Origin of the sequence: Sporosarcina ureae (assembly GCF_029267015.1) — a bacterium.
Taxonomy (GTDB): Bacteria; Bacillota; Bacilli; order Bacillales_A; family Planococcaceae; genus Sporosarcina; species Sporosarcina ureae_D.
Genome location: NZ_JARIEA010000031.1, coordinates 1 through 16,001, shown reverse-complemented (window position 1 = coordinate 16,001; position 16,001 = coordinate 1). Strand labels below are relative to the sequence as shown.

The window sequence follows — 16,001 nt, the reverse complement described above, 5'->3', positions numbered from 1 at the left end:
AACCGAAGAAAGGTATCACCGATCCACTGATCTTCATCTTCTATAAACCACAATCCAACTTGTCAACCACTTAGTAGCGCAGGCACAACTGCGGGGTCGGCCGTGGCCATGAGACAGCTAGCAGCTCCACCGCTAGTTGGCTCATGGCTGGAGGCAATCCCCCACGTGCCTGCGCGAGTCCAAAGTATGCCCCTCACTACTTTCCATGCACAAGCCAATGTCGAGCAACGACCACAACACAAAAAAGGACTATCGCAAGAAGCAGTAACATCACCGCTCTCTGGATAGTCCTTTTGAAATTCCGATTACTTTCCTTTCGGCTGCAGCGTAAGCACACGACCGTCCGGTATGTCTTCGCTCATCAACGTTTCATGATATTTCCCAAGTGCCCAGTCCTCCGCTTGGTCGTGGAACCATTTGGACTTCAAGTGTCCACTTTGCCCTGGCCCGACGACGTGGTATGTTTTTGTTAAATCGTCTAGGTCTGCAACGAAACGCCAAGATGCGCCGTGATTGACGGAGCCATCGTCTTTAAACGCGGCCGCTTGTACAGTGATATTAGATCCACCGATTGGTTGTTTTTCGGGATTTAACAATTTTGCAAATAGAGGTGAAGCACTCGCTAATGGATGCGGGAATGTAAGTTTGTGATAATCTCCCCATGCCCATTTTTTCTGTTTGTCGCCGAAGTCATTGGCGATATTTTTCATTGCCTTGCTGAATGCATCGTATACCCATTGATCAACACCTTGTTTTTCTTCAAGCCAGACGCTTTCTTCTCCGTTATAACCTTTGCGTAGAAGTTCATCTGTTATCTGATTTTTGCCCGGCATGAGTTCATAGACATCTGACGGCATTTCGTCGCGGAACATATCGATTTGCAGTTGCTTCATCCACTTATGGAAAATCAGTGGTGCACTGCTGTCTTTCGAATCAATTTGATCCCAGTTTTGTAACATTTCTAACGTGTCTTTATAATCGCCTGATTGATCTTTATCCTTTACTGATCCAATCATGGAATCAAGAAATTCTGCTGCATAGAGATTTTTTTGATCCATTTGAAGTTTCATCATATCGTCCGTAGTGAAGTTATCTCCTTCACGTAACACCTCCGCTATCCGTTCGAAACGGTATGGTTGTGCCCAAAACTTCGTAATGTGGTATGGATAACTTTCATTCACCACTTCATTATTGGCTGTTGCGATAAAGCCTTCATCTGGATTCACAACACGTGGTAGTTCATCGTATGGTATATACCCTTCCCACCCATAGTCTGATGAATCTCCAGGCACTGCTAATTGTGCGTCTCCTTGTTTTCGAATCGGTATCCGACCGTTCGCTTTATACGCGATTGTGCCGTCCGTTGAAGCAAAGACAAAATTCTGTGCTGGAGCATGGAATTTTTCCAATGCTTTCTCGAAACTTTGCCAATCCGAAGATTTATTCATCTCCATGATCGCTTCGAGTTCAAGCGTTGGTTCCAGTGCTGTCCACTGCATCGAAAATAATGCATCTGGATCTTCTTCTTTGTACATGATATCTGAAATGATTGGACCATGTTTCGTGACGATTACTTCATATGGAATATCTTCACCGTCTTTAACTTTGATCGTCTCATCTCGCACTTCTGCCTGCTCCCATTTTCCATCGTAGCGGAACTGAGCCTTTTCAGTTGGATGCGGAACTTCAATATACAGGTCTTGCACATCCGGTCCGACGTTAGTAACTCCCCAGGCAATATCTTTATTATTGCCTAAAATGATTCCTGGAATCCCTGCAAAAATTACTCCCTCCACATTTTGCTCAGGCGATTGCAGATGCATTTGATACCAAATAGATGGAGTGCTCAGTCCTAAATGCGGATCGTCGGCTAGTAGTGGCTTACCCGAAGCTGTCTTTTCTCCAGATACTACCCAATTATTACTGCCATTGAATTCAGGTGGCGATAGCTCTGGTAGAAAACGTCCCGTCACTTCCACGTTATATTCTTTATTTGCTGTCATGATAGATTCTGCATTTTCCGGATACGTAAGGAATAAATCCTTCACTTTCTCTTCTGGGAATGCATTAATTGCCCAGTGGCGGAATGCTTGTGGTTGCCATCTCCCGCCGAGGTCATACGCCATATACTTCCCAATTGTTAACGAATCGACAGGAGTCCACTCTTCAGGTTCATATCCAAGCAGTGCAAATTCATAGGATAATTTCTTTTCAGCCTTAGACTCCTCAATGAACGCGTTGACTCCTTCTGCATACCAACCGAGTACTTCTTTTGCGTGATCACCATAGCCTTGATATGAAGCCTCCGCAGCATTTCTCAAACTGAATGTGCGAAAAAGCTTATCCGTATCGACCGCCTTGTCGCCGATGACTTCCGCTAGGCGACCACTTGCCTGCCTGCGTGCCAAATCCATTTGGAATAGACGATCTTGCGCTTGGACATAACCTTGTGTGCGATATAGGTCTTCATCCGAAGCGGCATTGATATGCGGTACGCCGTTCTTATCTCGTGTAACGACTACTTCTTGTTCAATGAATGTGACTTCATGCTCTCCCGCTTCAAGTGGTTTTGATTTAAGAATGTAAGCGTTTGCAAATATAGCGACTAGTACCGCTACGATTGACAGTATACTAAGCGTCCACAGCGTTATTTTTTTACCTCTCCCCATGCCATTACCCCCTCTGTATAGATTAGTATACTATTAATATATTGAAATTACTTTAGTTATTATTGCTTAGAGAGAAGGATTAAAAGCAGCTCTAAAATTTGATTGGATAGAATCGAACAATTCGCTTCTAAAACCGCGCAAAAAAGAATGCCCTTTGATGAAGTAGCTTCATTTTAAGGACATTCTTTTTTATTTTTCATTATCGGGATTCGAAGATTTTTTGGATGACGTGATTGTTATTTGCTTTACCGAAGTTTTTATGAATACAGCTTTGTGGCTTTTCACTCAAGATAGACGCGAAGCTTTTGGCCAATTCCGCTTCCCCTGCCACATGCACTTCTTTCCAGCCGCGCTTCTTTTTCATATTCCCTACCACAGAGCCCATATCTTTATAAAAACGATCCAAGTTCTCTTTCAATCGATGGTCAAAACCGTCTGTATGTCCTCCTACTCCCCGCTGTATGGAAGACTTGACCCCTTTTTGTTCTTTCCAGACATCAAGACCCGAATCGAATTCATAGACCTTTTCATCATGGACTCTCCCCATTGCCGTATCCAAGATCCGAACATCGCTGTAACTTGGGAGTATAATTCCCGCTTCTGGATATGCTTTTAACATATACTCCAATTCATCAGTCATTGCTCGTTCTTCCCAGTGAAAGCTTGTTTTCACTGCTACTTGGACATAATGAACTGACCAAATTTCAGGATCTGCAGCAGCAAAAATGATTGCCCCTTTTGCCAAATCATTTTGTTTATCTTCAATTTCCTTCATGACCTTATCTTTCAATGAACGAAATGAAGATAATTCCTTTTCATTTCCTGACGCTACGAGGTATTCATCAAGTCTCTTCAATCCAGACTTCAAATGAATTCTCCATGCAGCTTGCTGTTGTTCAGGATCTGCAGGATTCGTGTTCAAGTATACTGATAGCACACAACGGTCATCACAGCGAAACGCCTTCAACTTTTTTAACTCTTCGCTAATGTTCATCCATTCATCCTCCTTATTCCCTCAGCTATAGCATGCCCGACAAAGTGAATATTACAACGGGAAAAGCATTGTGAATTTTTTCAAAAAGAAAAGAAGTGCTCTATCGAAAATGACCCAGCTGTAAAAAACGTGCCGTCAATTCAGCAACTTCTTTCTGATGATGGATTTCTTTATGACCATAAGGCAACGTAATGAAATCAGATAGCCCTGGATAATGTACTGAATTCAGCTCTACTCTTCCGTCATTTTCATCTGACAGTAACTTTCCGAGCCATAAATGATTTCGGTTTCCTGCGATTGCACCAATCGAAACGGGACTGATATCTGGTAAGTTCATCTGCTCAATATACACTGCATTTAGAGACTGCAGCGTCTTATAGTATTCAGTATAGCCAGTGATTTTACTCGCAACGTGTGCAAGCTGACTTCCCCGGTTCGGCGTGGCAATTTGTACACAGCGACCAATTGAATCAATCCAATCGGTTTCCTGCAATACTTTTCGAATTAGTAAACCACCCGTACTATGTCCAACTAGATGAATAGGCGATTCTCTCTGTAATGCCATATCGAATAAAGTCTTTTCCACAAGAAAATAAGAATGATCGAATTCATGACGGGTTAACGGTAAATCGAGTGACCGACAATGAAAGCCATAGTGTTCCAAATGGCTAGACAACGTCTGCATGTCCCTGGAAGTTTTATTAAAACCATGAAGTAAAAGAACTTGTTCTTCCATACGATCACTCCTTACTGATTAATTTCCCGCTTCAATCTTTTTTATAAGTTCCGTCGTTTGTCGATTCAGCTTCTCTACATCTACTTTGTCTTTTTGAACATCATTTATTTGATATTGTTGCTTTAGCAGTAATATCCTTTCGACACTTTCATTGATTCGTTTTTCTGTTAGTGTTCCTTCATCAATTGCTTTTTGTAATGCAGTTAGTATTTCGTTTACCGGCGTATAGTTATGCCCGACGAGCAATATGTCTCCTCCAGCTTGAATGGATTGAACTGCTGCTTCTCCAATCGCATAGTTCTTTCCAACGGCCCCCATGACCAAATCATCGGTAATGACTACACCATCAAACTGTAATTCATCACGCAATAAGTCTTGAATGATCTTTTTGGAAAATGAAGCAGGTGTTTTTGAATCATACGCTTCTACAATTAAATGGCCGACCATTACTGCTTTTACGCCACCGTCAATAGCTCGCTTAAAGGGAGGCAATTCCACTTTCTGCAGACGCTCCTTACTATGTTTGATCACTGGCAAATCAATATGTGAGTCTACACTCGTATCACCATGTCCTGGAAAATGCTTCACGACAGGAATGACATGTTGAGACATCATTCCATTCGCTTGTTGAATGCCTGCCTTACTGACTAGCTGTACATCAGCACCATACGAGCGATCGCCAATCACTGGATTATTCGGATTGCTGTCCACATCAAGTACAGGTGCAAAATCCATATTCAAGCCAAACGCACTCATTTTACGTCCAATTAACTCACCGACATCATACGCATATTTTCCATTTTCAACATGTCCGATTTTGCGATTGGAAGGTGTTTTCACAAGCGCCTTCGGTAATCGCGTAACACGTCCACCTTCCTCATCCGCACTAATGAACAATGGCGTATGAGCGTTTATATTGGCCTGTTTCAAATCATTGATCAAACCTAACGACTGTGACACCGATTCGAAATTCCGTTTAAATAAAATAATGCCTCCCACATGCTTATCCTGAATCAATGTCTTGGCTACCGAATCCAGCTGTGGTCCTTGCACACCCATCAATAGTAACTGACCAAGTTTTTCATCTAGCATCATCTTCTGCAATACATTCTGAACTTCCGCACTTGGCTTATGAACAACAGCAACTTCTTCGATTAATCCACTCTTCTCTGAAGTGGAAAACATAATGGTTAACTGATATTCGTCATTCAGTTCATACACAAAAGCCGGTTTACCTTCTTCATCCACTAGTTCATCTGCTGTTCCCAACACTTCCTCAGTTTGAGAAAGTGTTATGTCATCAACTGTTGAATCCAATGAACGTAATGTATATACTTGATTGTTCTCAGTCAAACGAAGTTTCAACTCTTGTTTTCCATAAGTCGCATATATCCCATTACTATCGCGTTCAATTTTATCCGCTTCGCCCAACTGCTCTTGAACGGTTCTAAAGGAAGTTTCCCCTACTTCCCACTGTTGATTCGGAAGCTGTCCTTTTTCAGCAGCATCTCGGATGGCAGTTAGCGCCTGCTTGTTCTGTTCTTTTTGTTTATCTTCTTGCTTAGATTCTTCATTTTTAACGCTTTCTTGAATGGAACATCCTGTTATGACGATAAAGAGTGCACTGATCACGAGTAACTTAAATAATCTACATAGTTTCCGCATAGTTCACCTCTTCTTTTAATCATGATACCATTTTTCAGATAGTTATTGATATCGCAAGCTGTTGCATAAAACCTCGACTTTTGTTCATTCTAGTCAATAGGAGGTGGACGAATATGTCGAATAAAAATAAGAAGAAAACGATGAATGAACGGACGCACAATCCCTTGAATACGTATGAAAATAGAAATAAAGAAGCCAGCAATAGTAATAATCAACATCCAGAAGGCCATTCACCGGAAGAGTTTTCTGCTGAGTTTGGATCTAGGCCAAAAAATAAGAAGAAAAAATAAAACAACTGCTGTATTCTGTTTTTCAGAATACAGCAGTTGTTTTATTTCACCCTATTTCATTTAGCCTAATATGACGTCTTCCATACCAGTCTCCCACCTTATTGTATAAAGAGGCAAGTACTTGCTGGAATAGCATACCGAAAACGACTGGCATTGCCACTTTCGCCGGGAAGAACGTCGTAGCGATCACCACACCTGTTGCAATATTACGCATTCCGCCAACAAACATGAATGTCGTGACAATGACAGGATCCCTCCAAAGTAGATGTGCCAACAATAACGCTGAGGCATAGCCGGTTAACGCAATGAAAAGTACCATAGCAATAATGCCAACAAGTTCTAGCGTAATCTTCTGTACATAAGGTGCTACCGCACTACCATTGATCGCAACAATGGCAAACAGACTCAATTTAGAAAAAGGTGCTAATTGAGGTCCCCATTTTTTTTGGACGCTACCTTTTGATAGTTCATTTAATGCAATACCTACTATCGTAGGTAACACAATCATCCATAGTAAATTTAAAATCAATGACATATTATCGATTGTGATACGTTCTCCAACGACAATGTGAATTATGGCTGGCAAGACGATGGGTGCTAATAACGTATCAATTAAAATAATGGACAAACATAATGGTAAATTCCCTTTTGAGATGGTTACCCAGATGACACTTGTCACACCTGTAGGTATAGCAACTGCCAATACGAAGCCGACTGTCAGTAAATGATCATCAAAAAAGATGATAGATAAAAAGTAAGCCCAAGCAGGCATGATCATATGCAAAAATGCGATACTCATTAACACAACTCCTGGATGCTTGCCTACCATACGCACTTCTTTCACATTCATACCTAGACTACCCACGAATGTCATGAATGCAAACAACCACGTGACGATAAATAACAGCTGTTCTCCTACTTGATGAAACAGTACACCCACTACTAAGCTGAGTGGTGTTAAAATGGCGATCCATCGTTGTAAAAATGTATTCAAATCATTTAACATACAATTCCCTTCTTTAGAGCCTGACATCACTGTTGATATAGTCGTATTCTAGCATAGTCGTTTGCCTGAGAGTAAATACTCTTCCTTAATGAACAAAATACATGCATAAAAATCCCGTAGCGCTGAATCACTACGGGATGTTGTTGTAAATTTATTTTGTGTATGAAAGAACTGCGTATTTACTGAAGTTCTTCATTGCGTCAGTTGCTTCTGCTTTCTCAGCATATTCAAAAATCCGTACGTTGTCTTGACCAAATAATGTAATTACCCACATGTTTTCCAGTCTCCTTTTAAATTTGTATTGGTATTCTGCCTATAAAATATGAAGTTTAGTATGTGTATGAAAGAACTGCGTATTGGCTGAAATTCTTCATGGCATCTGTTGCTTCTGCCTTCTCAGCATATTCAAAAATCCGTACATTTTCTTGACCAAATAATGTAATTACCCACATGTTTTTCAGTCCCCTTTTAATTCGTATTGGCATTCTATTGTTAAAAATTGATACTTAGTATGTGTATGTTAGTACTGCGTATTTGCTAAAGTTTTTCATTGCACTTTTCGCTTCTGCTTTTTCAGCATATTCAAAGATCCTTACGTTTGCTTCATCAAACAATGTGATAACCCACATATCGTGTAGTCTCCCTTTTTGTTTGGCTGCTTATTTCCGAATAGGAATTGGCTAACCAATTTCTTTTGTTACCCTTATCATACTCTGTTCTACAACAAAATAAAGCGATATGTGAAGTGTTTCACAATTCATTCAAAATCAAAACGCTTACATATGTCAGACTTGTGACTGCAAACGTTTTCTCATTACTATTAGTAGTTTTATACTCACTTTTTTATTTATATTTTATTTTTTCATTAACACTAAATTACATCTTTCGACAGTGGTTACAAGCTGACACTTCAATTCAGATATATTTCATCTCTACTTATATGTAAAAAAACCGTAGCAAGTTTCGCTACGGTCAAAGTAATATCTACTTATTTTGTGTAAGAAAGAACAGCATATTTACTGAAATTTTTCATTGCGTTCATGGCTTCTATCTTCTCAGTATATTCAAAGATTCGCACGTTCGCTTGATCAAATAATGTAATTACCCACATGTTTTCCAGTCTCCTTTAATTTTAATTTTATCATTCATTCATATTAGCTTTGCGTATGTTCAGTGATTTTTATTTTGTATAGGATAAAACAGCGTACTCATTGAGCTTCTCCATGGCAGTTGTAGCTTCTGCTTTCTCTGCGTATTCAAAGATCCGTACTTTTTCTGTTTCGAACAATGTGATAACCCACATATTGTTCAGTCTCCTTTTTGGTTGTATTTAGATTCACAAGACGAGAATCTATGACCGAATTTTCTTATTAACCTCAGTATACTATCTTTAATATGTGTTTTGGCCACATTGTGAAGGTTTTCACAAATCATACAAAGTTGAACCGCTTACATATGACTACTTTGTGAATATTAGTCACTTTAGGTTTAGCTGTTCTCTACTATTTCTGTTGAACACAAATAGAATTTTAATACATATACTATGATGAAAACGTAAAGAAAGGATGAGTTCAATCATTCAACCTATGTCTAATTTCATATTTACATGTTGGTATCAGCCACTATATGTATTTCCTTGTTTCCATACGTTCCCTTTACAGCAATTGAATCAAGCTAATACCCCGCCTGTACTAACACACCGTAATCCAACAGATTTTGGTCCTATGCCCTTCACGATCAATATAGAAGAGGCCACAAAAAGAAACCAAACATTCCGCACTGTATTATGGACGGGCGACCATTTACAACTTACACTCATGAGTATTGCGCCTGGAGAGGATATTGGTTTGGAAATCCATCCCCACGTCGATCAATTTATTCGTCTCGAGGAGGGTCATGGAATTGTTCAGATGGGGCGTAGGAAGGATCAAGTAGATTTAGAGAGGCACGTTCAGGATAGTGATAGTATTATTATTCCAGCTGGAACTTGGCATAATTTAACGAATACAGGTACTGTACCTATCAAATTATATACTATTTATGCACCGCCAAATCATCCGCACGGTACGGTACATGAAACAAAAGCTATTGCGGAAGAAATGGAGTCCACATATACAACACACAATACAGATATAAACTAATCGCAAGTGATTAGTGTTACAACAGGAAAAGTAAAGAAGACAAGACACCTATATGGCGTCTTGTCTTCTTTATTACTATTCATAGTATAAAATTTCTCATAACAATAATAACGCTAAGCTAACTACGATAGAAATTGAGAGGGCGATTTTACTTAATAACAAAAGCTCCTCAGTTCTGAACTTTATAACAACTGCTAATATAGCTACAATGCCCATTGCGATAGCTAGTGCTCTCTGCATGACAAAATCTGTAGGAAAGGCTGTAAACGCTAGATAGGATAAAAGCAGGCCAAATAACATATTAATTATGATGATACTGTTATTGGATTTACTTTTATATAATACGACTTGAATTCCTATTGCGATGACTACTAAAATTATATATATGATCCCCAATACGCCTAATGCCATTTGAGTATCCTCCCTTCTACTATAAGATTTACTAATTCAGTAATTGTAACATGAAGTCGATTATTACGATATTTCTACATTCGTTGTTTCTTTAATTCTTCAAATTCAGCAGCGATTCTGCATAGCATGAGGATTCAGGTACCACTTATACACAAAAGTAAGATTCTCCTGAACGCAAAAAACCCCTCGGACTATCCGCCAGAGGGACTTTGAAACACACATCCGTTAGAAATAATCCATGCTAACAGATGGCCGATATCTGCTCATTACATCGATATTGTTTTATCGCACTAAACAATTTAGCTTGGCTAGTGACTGGCCTTTTCAACTTTAAATAATTCATTCAAATAATGATTCATAAATATCCTCTCAGGATCGAGCTGCTCTCTAACCGCAAGGAAATCTGATAGCTTAGGATAAAGTGTTAACAAGTCTTCCTTTGTTCGAGTATGCATTTTCGCCCAATGGGGTCTGCCGTCAAATTCTTGCATAATTGATTCCATATCATGAAAGTATTCTTCATAGGGCATCCCTTTGTACATATGGAAAGCGATATAGGCAGAGTCCCTCTGATAGGAGGGGCTAATCCATATATCATCGGCCTTCACTGTTCTACATTCGATAGGAAAATGAACTTCGTGTTTTTTTGTTATAATACATTCTCGAACTTTCTCCATGGCAGGTTTTAAATTTTCTAGTGGTATGCAGTATTCCATCTCCCTAAATCGAACTAATCTCGGCGTTGCAAATAATTGATAACTATTAGCTCTTTTAGTCGAGGTGCCCACTCCTTTTGCAGACATTCTGCTGAAAAAGCGACTACTCTTGGGATATATTCTACATGTTTCTGAGAAAATAAAGAATAAATAATTTTCTAGTAACAGATTTTTAAAATGATGAAGTGCCATTCTCTGAGGTTTTTGTTCAATGATATTCATTGTCTTCACTTGAACAAGGTCTGAATATGGAAATAAATAAAATTCAAAATGGCGGTTCGACTTTATGAGTTGTTCAAGTTGCTGTGCTAGTTGAGTAAATTCAATTTTCCGACTCTTGTATTCATAGATCGGACAAGGAATAATTTTTATGGTGACTTTTACGATAATACCAAGAAGCCCTAGTGATACAAGACACGCCTTAAAATATGTAGGGTTGCTTTCTTCTGAAATTGTTAGAATTTCACCCGATCCAGTTACTAATACAACCTCTAAGACTTGGGTTGAAATGTTTCCGAATGCTACCCCTGTGCCATGGGTGCCTGTAGAAATAGCTCCTGCAATGCTTTGTACATTCACATCTCCTAAATTCTCCTGCGCATATCCTAGCTTACCTAATTCTTCACCAATTTGAAACAACCGGGTCCCACCAAGTACTGTAGCGTAACATTCATCTTCATTTAAGGACTCAATCCCGCTTAAATGATCAAGGGAAACTAGCCACTCACTGGTCTGAACTAAACTTGTAAATGAATGTCCAGCACCTACTACTCTTATTCTCTTATTTTGTTTTGATGCTTCTTTTACGAGCTTGCAAATGTCTTCAATTGAGGTTGGGTAAAATATATTCTCAGGAGTACTTTCACTTGTATGTGCCCAGTTCTTCCATGTCTTTCTCTCAACCTTTTTCATCATATAAAACATACTCCCTCTCCGCGATATGTTTTATGCCGCCCAACTACTTGTTGGTTAGATATACATACAATCTCCTGAAAGCGTTCACAAATTTCTCCCGCTTTTGCAGCGCGAAAAATAACGGCATCTCCAATTTCCAGAGTCACATTTTCATAATATACCGGTGTTTGAACCTCGCCTGCTCCTTCTAAATCAAGCAACTTCCCACCTACCGGATATACTGGCTGAGGTTGCTTATCCTTACCGGGTGGACCCGATGACACATACCCTCCACCGTGACAGGTGTATATATTGGGCGCAGGTTTTCGAACAATAGGTAAAGCGTAAAACAATGCTGGCTTGTATAAAAAGCCATTATAATAATCAAATAGCTTTGGTGAATAAAAACCAGATCCTACTGCAACCTCTGTAACAACATCTTCTTTAGTCGTTGAATGAAGACTTCCAGTACCACCTCCATTAACTAGCGGCAGTGAAAATCCCTCTTGTCGTAGTGCATGAACAACTTTGTTTCTTCGCTCTTCTACTTCCTTAATTGATTTCTTTTTCAGAAATTCTATAACACTATTTTTCATCCGTTGAGAAGGGACTTTATCTCCTAGCCCTGCAATTTGCGCTTCATAGCCCATTATTCCAATGAGCTCTAGGTTCTGTGATTGTTTAATTTTTCTAGCAAGCTCTAATACTGCTGTAGAATCTTTAAGTGGCGATCTTCTCACACCAAAATGAAGATTAAAAAAGGTTGTGCTCATGTCAACATCAATACAAAGATAAAAATTTCCCTTTGTTTCCTTAGCAATATGATTGAGATGGTCAACATGTTCTAGAGCATCTACCATGCAAATAATATTTTTGCCTTTAGAATTCAGAATTGAAATATCAGATAATGCCTTTTTTTCCCAGCAAGGGTATGCTATTAAAATATCGTCCAATCCTTTTTCAATAAGAAAAATGGCTTCCTCCGGGCTGTAGCACATTAATCCTTGGAACATAGTATTTGAATCTAAGATTCTTTTTAAAACCTCTACTGAACGAATAGATTTTGTAGCGATTCTTATCTTTTTTTCGTTACCATGACTTGCGATTTGTCTACAGTTCTCTTCAAAAGCAGGCAGATCCAACAGCAAAGCGGGAAGTGAAATTTCTTTTGGTATTTTGTTGGAATGCATATACTTCACCTCTCTTTCATTACTCATCATTCTATTCTTTTAGTATAATATTAATACCATGCCACGTAAATCACTATTTATTTTGATTTATTCGATAAACGGCCTAATTTCCCTTTAGTACAATTAGAAAGAATTCGCAAGCACCGCCCTAAGTTCTCCTTTAACGAAGGAGAAATATGAATGGTTAGCAGTATAACTAATAGTGTTTTTATCAGATATTTTAACGTCTACTTTTTATTAAAAAACGGAATTATAAAGGTAATAAATTTTATTGGCATAGGTTCCATCGTGTTAAAAAAGTAACTATATTTGTGTTAAATACACTCGGTTCTAGTACGCCAAAAAATCCCTCGGAACATTCGTCCGAGGGAACATAAAATATACTTTCTGTTTAACTAAAATCTCCAAATAACATTGCTACTAACTTATTTCAACTCTACCAACGCCACGCACTCGACATGACTACTATGCGGGAACATATCAACCGGTTGGACTTCCTTCGTGCGATAGCCACCATCTTCTAAAATGCGTAAATCTCGCGCCAGTGTTCCTGGATTACAAGACACATACACAATCTTCTTCGGTTTATAAGTTAAGATGGTTTCTAATAATTTTTCATCGCACCCTTTACGTGGTGGATCGACGACTAATACATCAAACTCTTTACCTTGCGCGTACCATTTTGGAATAATCTCTTCTGCTGGCCCCGCTTCAAAATGAGCGTTAGTAATATTGTTTAGTTCTGCGTTACGCTTTGCATCTTCTATCGCCTGTGGCACTATTTCGACTCCGTATACTTCCTTCGCTTGTTTAGCCAAGAACAATGTAATCGTTCCTATCCCACAATACGCATCCACTACTGTTTCATTTCCAGTCAAGTCCGCATAATCAAGTGCCTGTTGATACAACACTTCCGTTTGCACAGGATTTATTTGGTAGAAAGAACGTGCTGAAATCTCAAATTCAGTTTCTCCAATCCGATCAATAATGACATCCGTACCATATAGCTGGATCATTTCATTGCCCATAATGACGTTCGTATTCGCTGTATTCACATTTTGCATAATAGATGTCACATTCGGTAAGTGTTGCTGAATTAATTCGACTACAGCGTCTTTTTGGGGGAATTTTTTATGTCGAGTTACAAGTACAACCATTACTTGACCCGTCTGGCGTGCTTTTCTAACGATTAGATGACGTAGCATGCCTTTGTGTGTATGTTCATCATATGTCTCGATACCAAGTTGCTGTAGTTTATATTTCAGCAAAGTCATCAATTCATCGGCTTCTTCCGTCTGTATCAAGCATACATCCGTATCCACGATATGATGAGTACGCGCTTTATAAAAGCCTGTGATTACTCGGTCATTCTCTGTGTCAAATGGTATTTGTGATTTATTACGATAGCGCCATGGATCATCCATACCTCTCACTTCGTGTACAGGAACGTCTGGCAGCTTAGCAATGCGGTCCATTACATCACGTACTGTTTTGCGTTTTTGTATTAATTGGCTCTCGTAGGATAAATGCTGTAACTGGCATCCTCCACATGTCGGGAATACATGACAAGGTGGTGTCACACGGGAAGTGGATGGTTCCACAATATTGATTAATTTAGCAAATCCATATTTCTTCAATGTCTTCAATACATGTACATCGACTGTTTCCCCGGGTAATGTTCCTTGAATGAATAAAGGATAGCCTTCTACTTTCGCTACGCCCGCTCCATCATGTGTTAGATCTTCTATAGTCACTCGAATTTTTTCATTTTTATTTACTGCAAAGCTCATGATTTTTCCTCCATCTTTCAGATACTTCTAGTGTACCATGGGAAGCCAACAAAAAAACAGACGTAATCATACGTCTGTTTTTTTACTGTTTTTATACTCATTCTTTGTCACTGCATCGTCTTTCAAAACCACAAAGAACGATAGTACGATACCTGCGATGATGACTAAAAAAGGTGCATAGAAAATCAAAAATTCATTCATCTTAATGCCCCCTTATGCATGATGATTTTCTTTTCCTTTTACATACTCTTTATTGAATAGGAACATACGTAATAGTAAATACAGCGATGGGATTAGCAGAAGTAATCCAAATATAAACGCCACGATTAAAGCAATCGCCATAGCTTGGTTCGTGAAACTATCGTAAATAGTCAAATACGGGTAGAGCAAGTATGGATAATGCGAAGCACCATAACCAAAAAAGGCGAATATGAATTGTCCTATTAGTAAACCGAATGCTAGACCATATTGCCGCTGTTTCCAGATAAGATAAACCGTTCCTAAGAACAGTAAAAACGATAGTAGAAACATCGGCCAGAATCTTTGAATATTCTCATAGTGTAGCGGGTTATGTTTACGTAATTCAAATATAATCCCGCCTGCAGCGACGATCGTTGGCAATGCCCAGATAAGCGCATACTTCCTTAACAGTTGCGTCGCCTCTGGATCCTTGGCTTTATTCGCATACCATGTCAAAAATGCGGATGAGATATACAGTGTGGCCGCTATGCTTAGTACGACAATCGACCAAGTAAGCGGACTTGTGAACAACTTCCAGTAATCTAAAACCGGCTGACCATTTACCAATTCGATAAATCCTCCTTCAGAAATCGTCAGTACAATCGACAATGACGCAGGAAGTAGTAAACCCGTTGAACCGTAAGCGAATGAATACCCTTTGTGACCACGAGCTCCATACGTTTCGAATGCATAATACGAACCTCGAATCGCCAAAAGGATAATGGCAAAACTAACCGGTACTAACAAGGTAGTCCCGTAATAGAAGGCGGTTTTTGGGAAGAATCCAATAATCCCCACGAAGAAGAATACTAGAAATACATTCGTTACCTCCCAAACTGGTGACAAATAACGCTGAATGACATGAGTTAATATTCGCTGTCGGCCTGTAAATAAACTATATGCGTTGAAAAAACCTGCTCCGAAATCAATCGCACCGATCAAGATGTAGCCGAATAAGAACACCCACAACACCGTAATTCCTAGAATTTCGATATTCATAGAATGTCACCGCCTTTCTCTCGCTGTCGATCTATAATTTCTTGTTCTACAGGATTTCTGATGAACATTCTTCTTAAAACGACTATACTGCCGATACCGAGGACGAGGTATAGAAGCGCAAAGAGCACAAGCATCGTCGGTACCTGACCACTAGTAGTTGCACCCTCAGACGTCCGCATAATATTACGTAATATCCACGGTTGACGTCCTACCTCTGCTAACCACCAACCCGCTTCGAGTGAAATGAAAACGAGTGGTCC

At 39.4% G+C, this 16,001-nt stretch carries 20 protein-coding genes; 2 read left to right on the top strand and 18 right to left on the bottom strand.

All coding sequences use genetic code 11. The annotated features are described in order from the left end of the window. Window positions 1-62: 62 nt before the first annotated feature. The 5 genes from Q7P97_RS04870 to nagZ all read right to left on the bottom strand — a co-directional run bounded on the left by Q7P97_RS04870 (window position 63) and on the right by nagZ (window position 6,064). On the bottom strand, window positions 63-218 hold the full coding sequence (locus Q7P97_RS04870; RefSeq protein WP_303967343.1) for a hypothetical protein: 156 nt from the start codon (window positions 216-218) through the stop codon (window positions 63-65). A gap of 87 nt (window positions 219-305) precedes the next feature. Beyond that, window positions 306-2,669 carry a penicillin acylase family protein gene (locus Q7P97_RS04865; protein ID WP_303967340.1) on the bottom strand — a complete coding sequence of 788 codons (2,364 nt, stop codon included), beginning with the start codon at window positions 2,667-2,669 and terminating at the stop codon, window positions 306-308. A gap of 199 nt (window positions 2,670-2,868) precedes the next feature. Then, window positions 2,869-3,663, bottom strand: coding sequence for a VLRF1 family aeRF1-type release factor (locus tag Q7P97_RS04860; protein WP_303967337.1), 795 nt, complete (start codon window positions 3,661-3,663; stop codon window positions 2,869-2,871). Window positions 3,664-3,763: 100 nt separating this feature from the next. Continuing rightward, entirely contained in the window at window positions 3,764-4,399 is a 636-nt protein-coding gene (locus Q7P97_RS04855) for an esterase/lipase family protein (RefSeq protein WP_303967334.1), read from the bottom strand. A gap of 18 nt (window positions 4,400-4,417) precedes the next feature. Beyond that, window positions 4,418-6,064 carry a beta-N-acetylhexosaminidase gene (gene nagZ / locus Q7P97_RS04850; protein WP_303967331.1) on the bottom strand — a complete coding sequence of 549 codons (1,647 nt, stop codon included), beginning with the start codon at window positions 6,062-6,064 and terminating at the stop codon, window positions 4,418-4,420. A 113-nt stretch (window positions 6,065-6,177) separates the two neighbouring features. Here nagZ and Q7P97_RS04845 point away from each other — a divergent pair, with 113 nt between their 5' ends. After that, window positions 6,178-6,354 (top strand): hypothetical protein, encoded by a 177-nt coding sequence (locus tag Q7P97_RS04845; RefSeq protein ID WP_303967328.1) that lies wholly within the window; start codon window positions 6,178-6,180, stop codon window positions 6,352-6,354. A 46-nt stretch (window positions 6,355-6,400) separates the two neighbouring features. On the opposite strand, the gene Q7P97_RS04840 is transcribed toward Q7P97_RS04845, so the two are convergent. From Q7P97_RS04840 to Q7P97_RS04815, 6 genes are all read right to left on the bottom strand, one after another. Next, entirely contained in the window at window positions 6,401-7,360 is a 960-nt protein-coding gene (locus tag Q7P97_RS04840; RefSeq protein WP_303967325.1) for a bile acid:sodium symporter family protein, read from the bottom strand. 151 nt (window positions 7,361-7,511) lie between these two features. Then, the gene (locus Q7P97_RS04835; protein ID WP_303967322.1) at window positions 7,512-7,634 is read right to left on the bottom strand and encodes a hypothetical protein; all 123 of its coding nucleotides are present in this window, start codon (window positions 7,632-7,634) and stop codon (window positions 7,512-7,514) included. A 55-nt stretch (window positions 7,635-7,689) separates the two neighbouring features. Further along, the gene (locus tag Q7P97_RS04830) at window positions 7,690-7,812 is read right to left on the bottom strand and encodes a hypothetical protein (RefSeq protein WP_303967320.1); all 123 of its coding nucleotides are present in this window, start codon (window positions 7,810-7,812) and stop codon (window positions 7,690-7,692) included. Window positions 7,813-7,866: 54 nt separating this feature from the next. Further along, on the bottom strand, window positions 7,867-7,989 hold the full coding sequence (locus Q7P97_RS04825; protein WP_255396876.1) for a hypothetical protein: 123 nt from the start codon (window positions 7,987-7,989) through the stop codon (window positions 7,867-7,869). Between the two features lie 359 nt (window positions 7,990-8,348). After that, window positions 8,349-8,471 (bottom strand): hypothetical protein, encoded by a 123-nt coding sequence (locus Q7P97_RS04820; protein WP_255396875.1) that lies wholly within the window; start codon window positions 8,469-8,471, stop codon window positions 8,349-8,351. A gap of 69 nt (window positions 8,472-8,540) precedes the next feature. Then, entirely contained in the window at window positions 8,541-8,663 is a 123-nt protein-coding gene (locus Q7P97_RS04815; protein WP_255406951.1) for a hypothetical protein, read from the bottom strand. A gap of 262 nt (window positions 8,664-8,925) precedes the next feature. Here Q7P97_RS04815 and Q7P97_RS04810 point away from each other — a divergent pair, with 262 nt between their 5' ends. After that, window positions 8,926-9,501, top strand: coding sequence for a cupin domain-containing protein (locus Q7P97_RS04810; protein ID WP_303967312.1), 576 nt, complete (start codon window positions 8,926-8,928; stop codon window positions 9,499-9,501). A 96-nt stretch (window positions 9,502-9,597) separates the two neighbouring features. On the opposite strand, the gene Q7P97_RS04805 is transcribed toward Q7P97_RS04810, so the two are convergent. The 7 genes from Q7P97_RS04805 to Q7P97_RS04775 all read right to left on the bottom strand — a co-directional run. Then, window positions 9,598-9,912, bottom strand: coding sequence for a hypothetical protein (locus Q7P97_RS04805; protein WP_303967311.1), 315 nt, complete (start codon window positions 9,910-9,912; stop codon window positions 9,598-9,600). A gap of 308 nt (window positions 9,913-10,220) precedes the next feature. Beyond that, window positions 10,221-11,540: a D-arabinono-1,4-lactone oxidase gene (locus Q7P97_RS04800; protein WP_303967347.1), complete on the bottom strand. Its 1,320-nt coding sequence runs from the start codon at window positions 11,538-11,540 to the stop codon at window positions 10,221-10,223. Further along, window positions 11,540-12,712: an amino acid deaminase/aldolase gene (locus Q7P97_RS04795; RefSeq protein WP_303967309.1), complete on the bottom strand. Its 1,173-nt coding sequence runs from the start codon at window positions 12,710-12,712 to the stop codon at window positions 11,540-11,542. The genes Q7P97_RS04800 and Q7P97_RS04795 overlap by 1 nt, the downstream gene beginning before the upstream one ends. Before the next feature lie 425 nt (window positions 12,713-13,137). Continuing rightward, window positions 13,138-14,502, bottom strand: a complete 1,365-nt coding sequence (gene rlmD, locus Q7P97_RS04790) for a 23S rRNA (uracil(1939)-C(5))-methyltransferase RlmD (RefSeq protein ID WP_303967306.1) — start codon at window positions 14,500-14,502, stop codon at window positions 13,138-13,140. A 66-nt stretch (window positions 14,503-14,568) separates the two neighbouring features. Continuing rightward, window positions 14,569-14,703 carry a cytochrome bd oxidase small subunit CydS family protein gene (gene cydS, locus Q7P97_RS04785; RefSeq protein ID WP_255396873.1) on the bottom strand — a complete coding sequence of 45 codons (135 nt, stop codon included), beginning with the start codon at window positions 14,701-14,703 and terminating at the stop codon, window positions 14,569-14,571. A gap of 12 nt (window positions 14,704-14,715) precedes the next feature. Next, complete coding sequence (locus Q7P97_RS04780) at window positions 14,716-15,741, bottom strand: cytochrome d ubiquinol oxidase subunit II (protein WP_085427140.1); 1,026 nt, start codon at window positions 15,739-15,741, stop codon at window positions 14,716-14,718. Continuing rightward, on the bottom strand, window positions 15,738-16,001 hold a 264-nt coding region (locus Q7P97_RS04775), incomplete at its 5' end, for a cytochrome ubiquinol oxidase subunit I (RefSeq protein ID WP_303967299.1). The genes Q7P97_RS04775 and Q7P97_RS04780, both read right to left, overlap by 4 nt.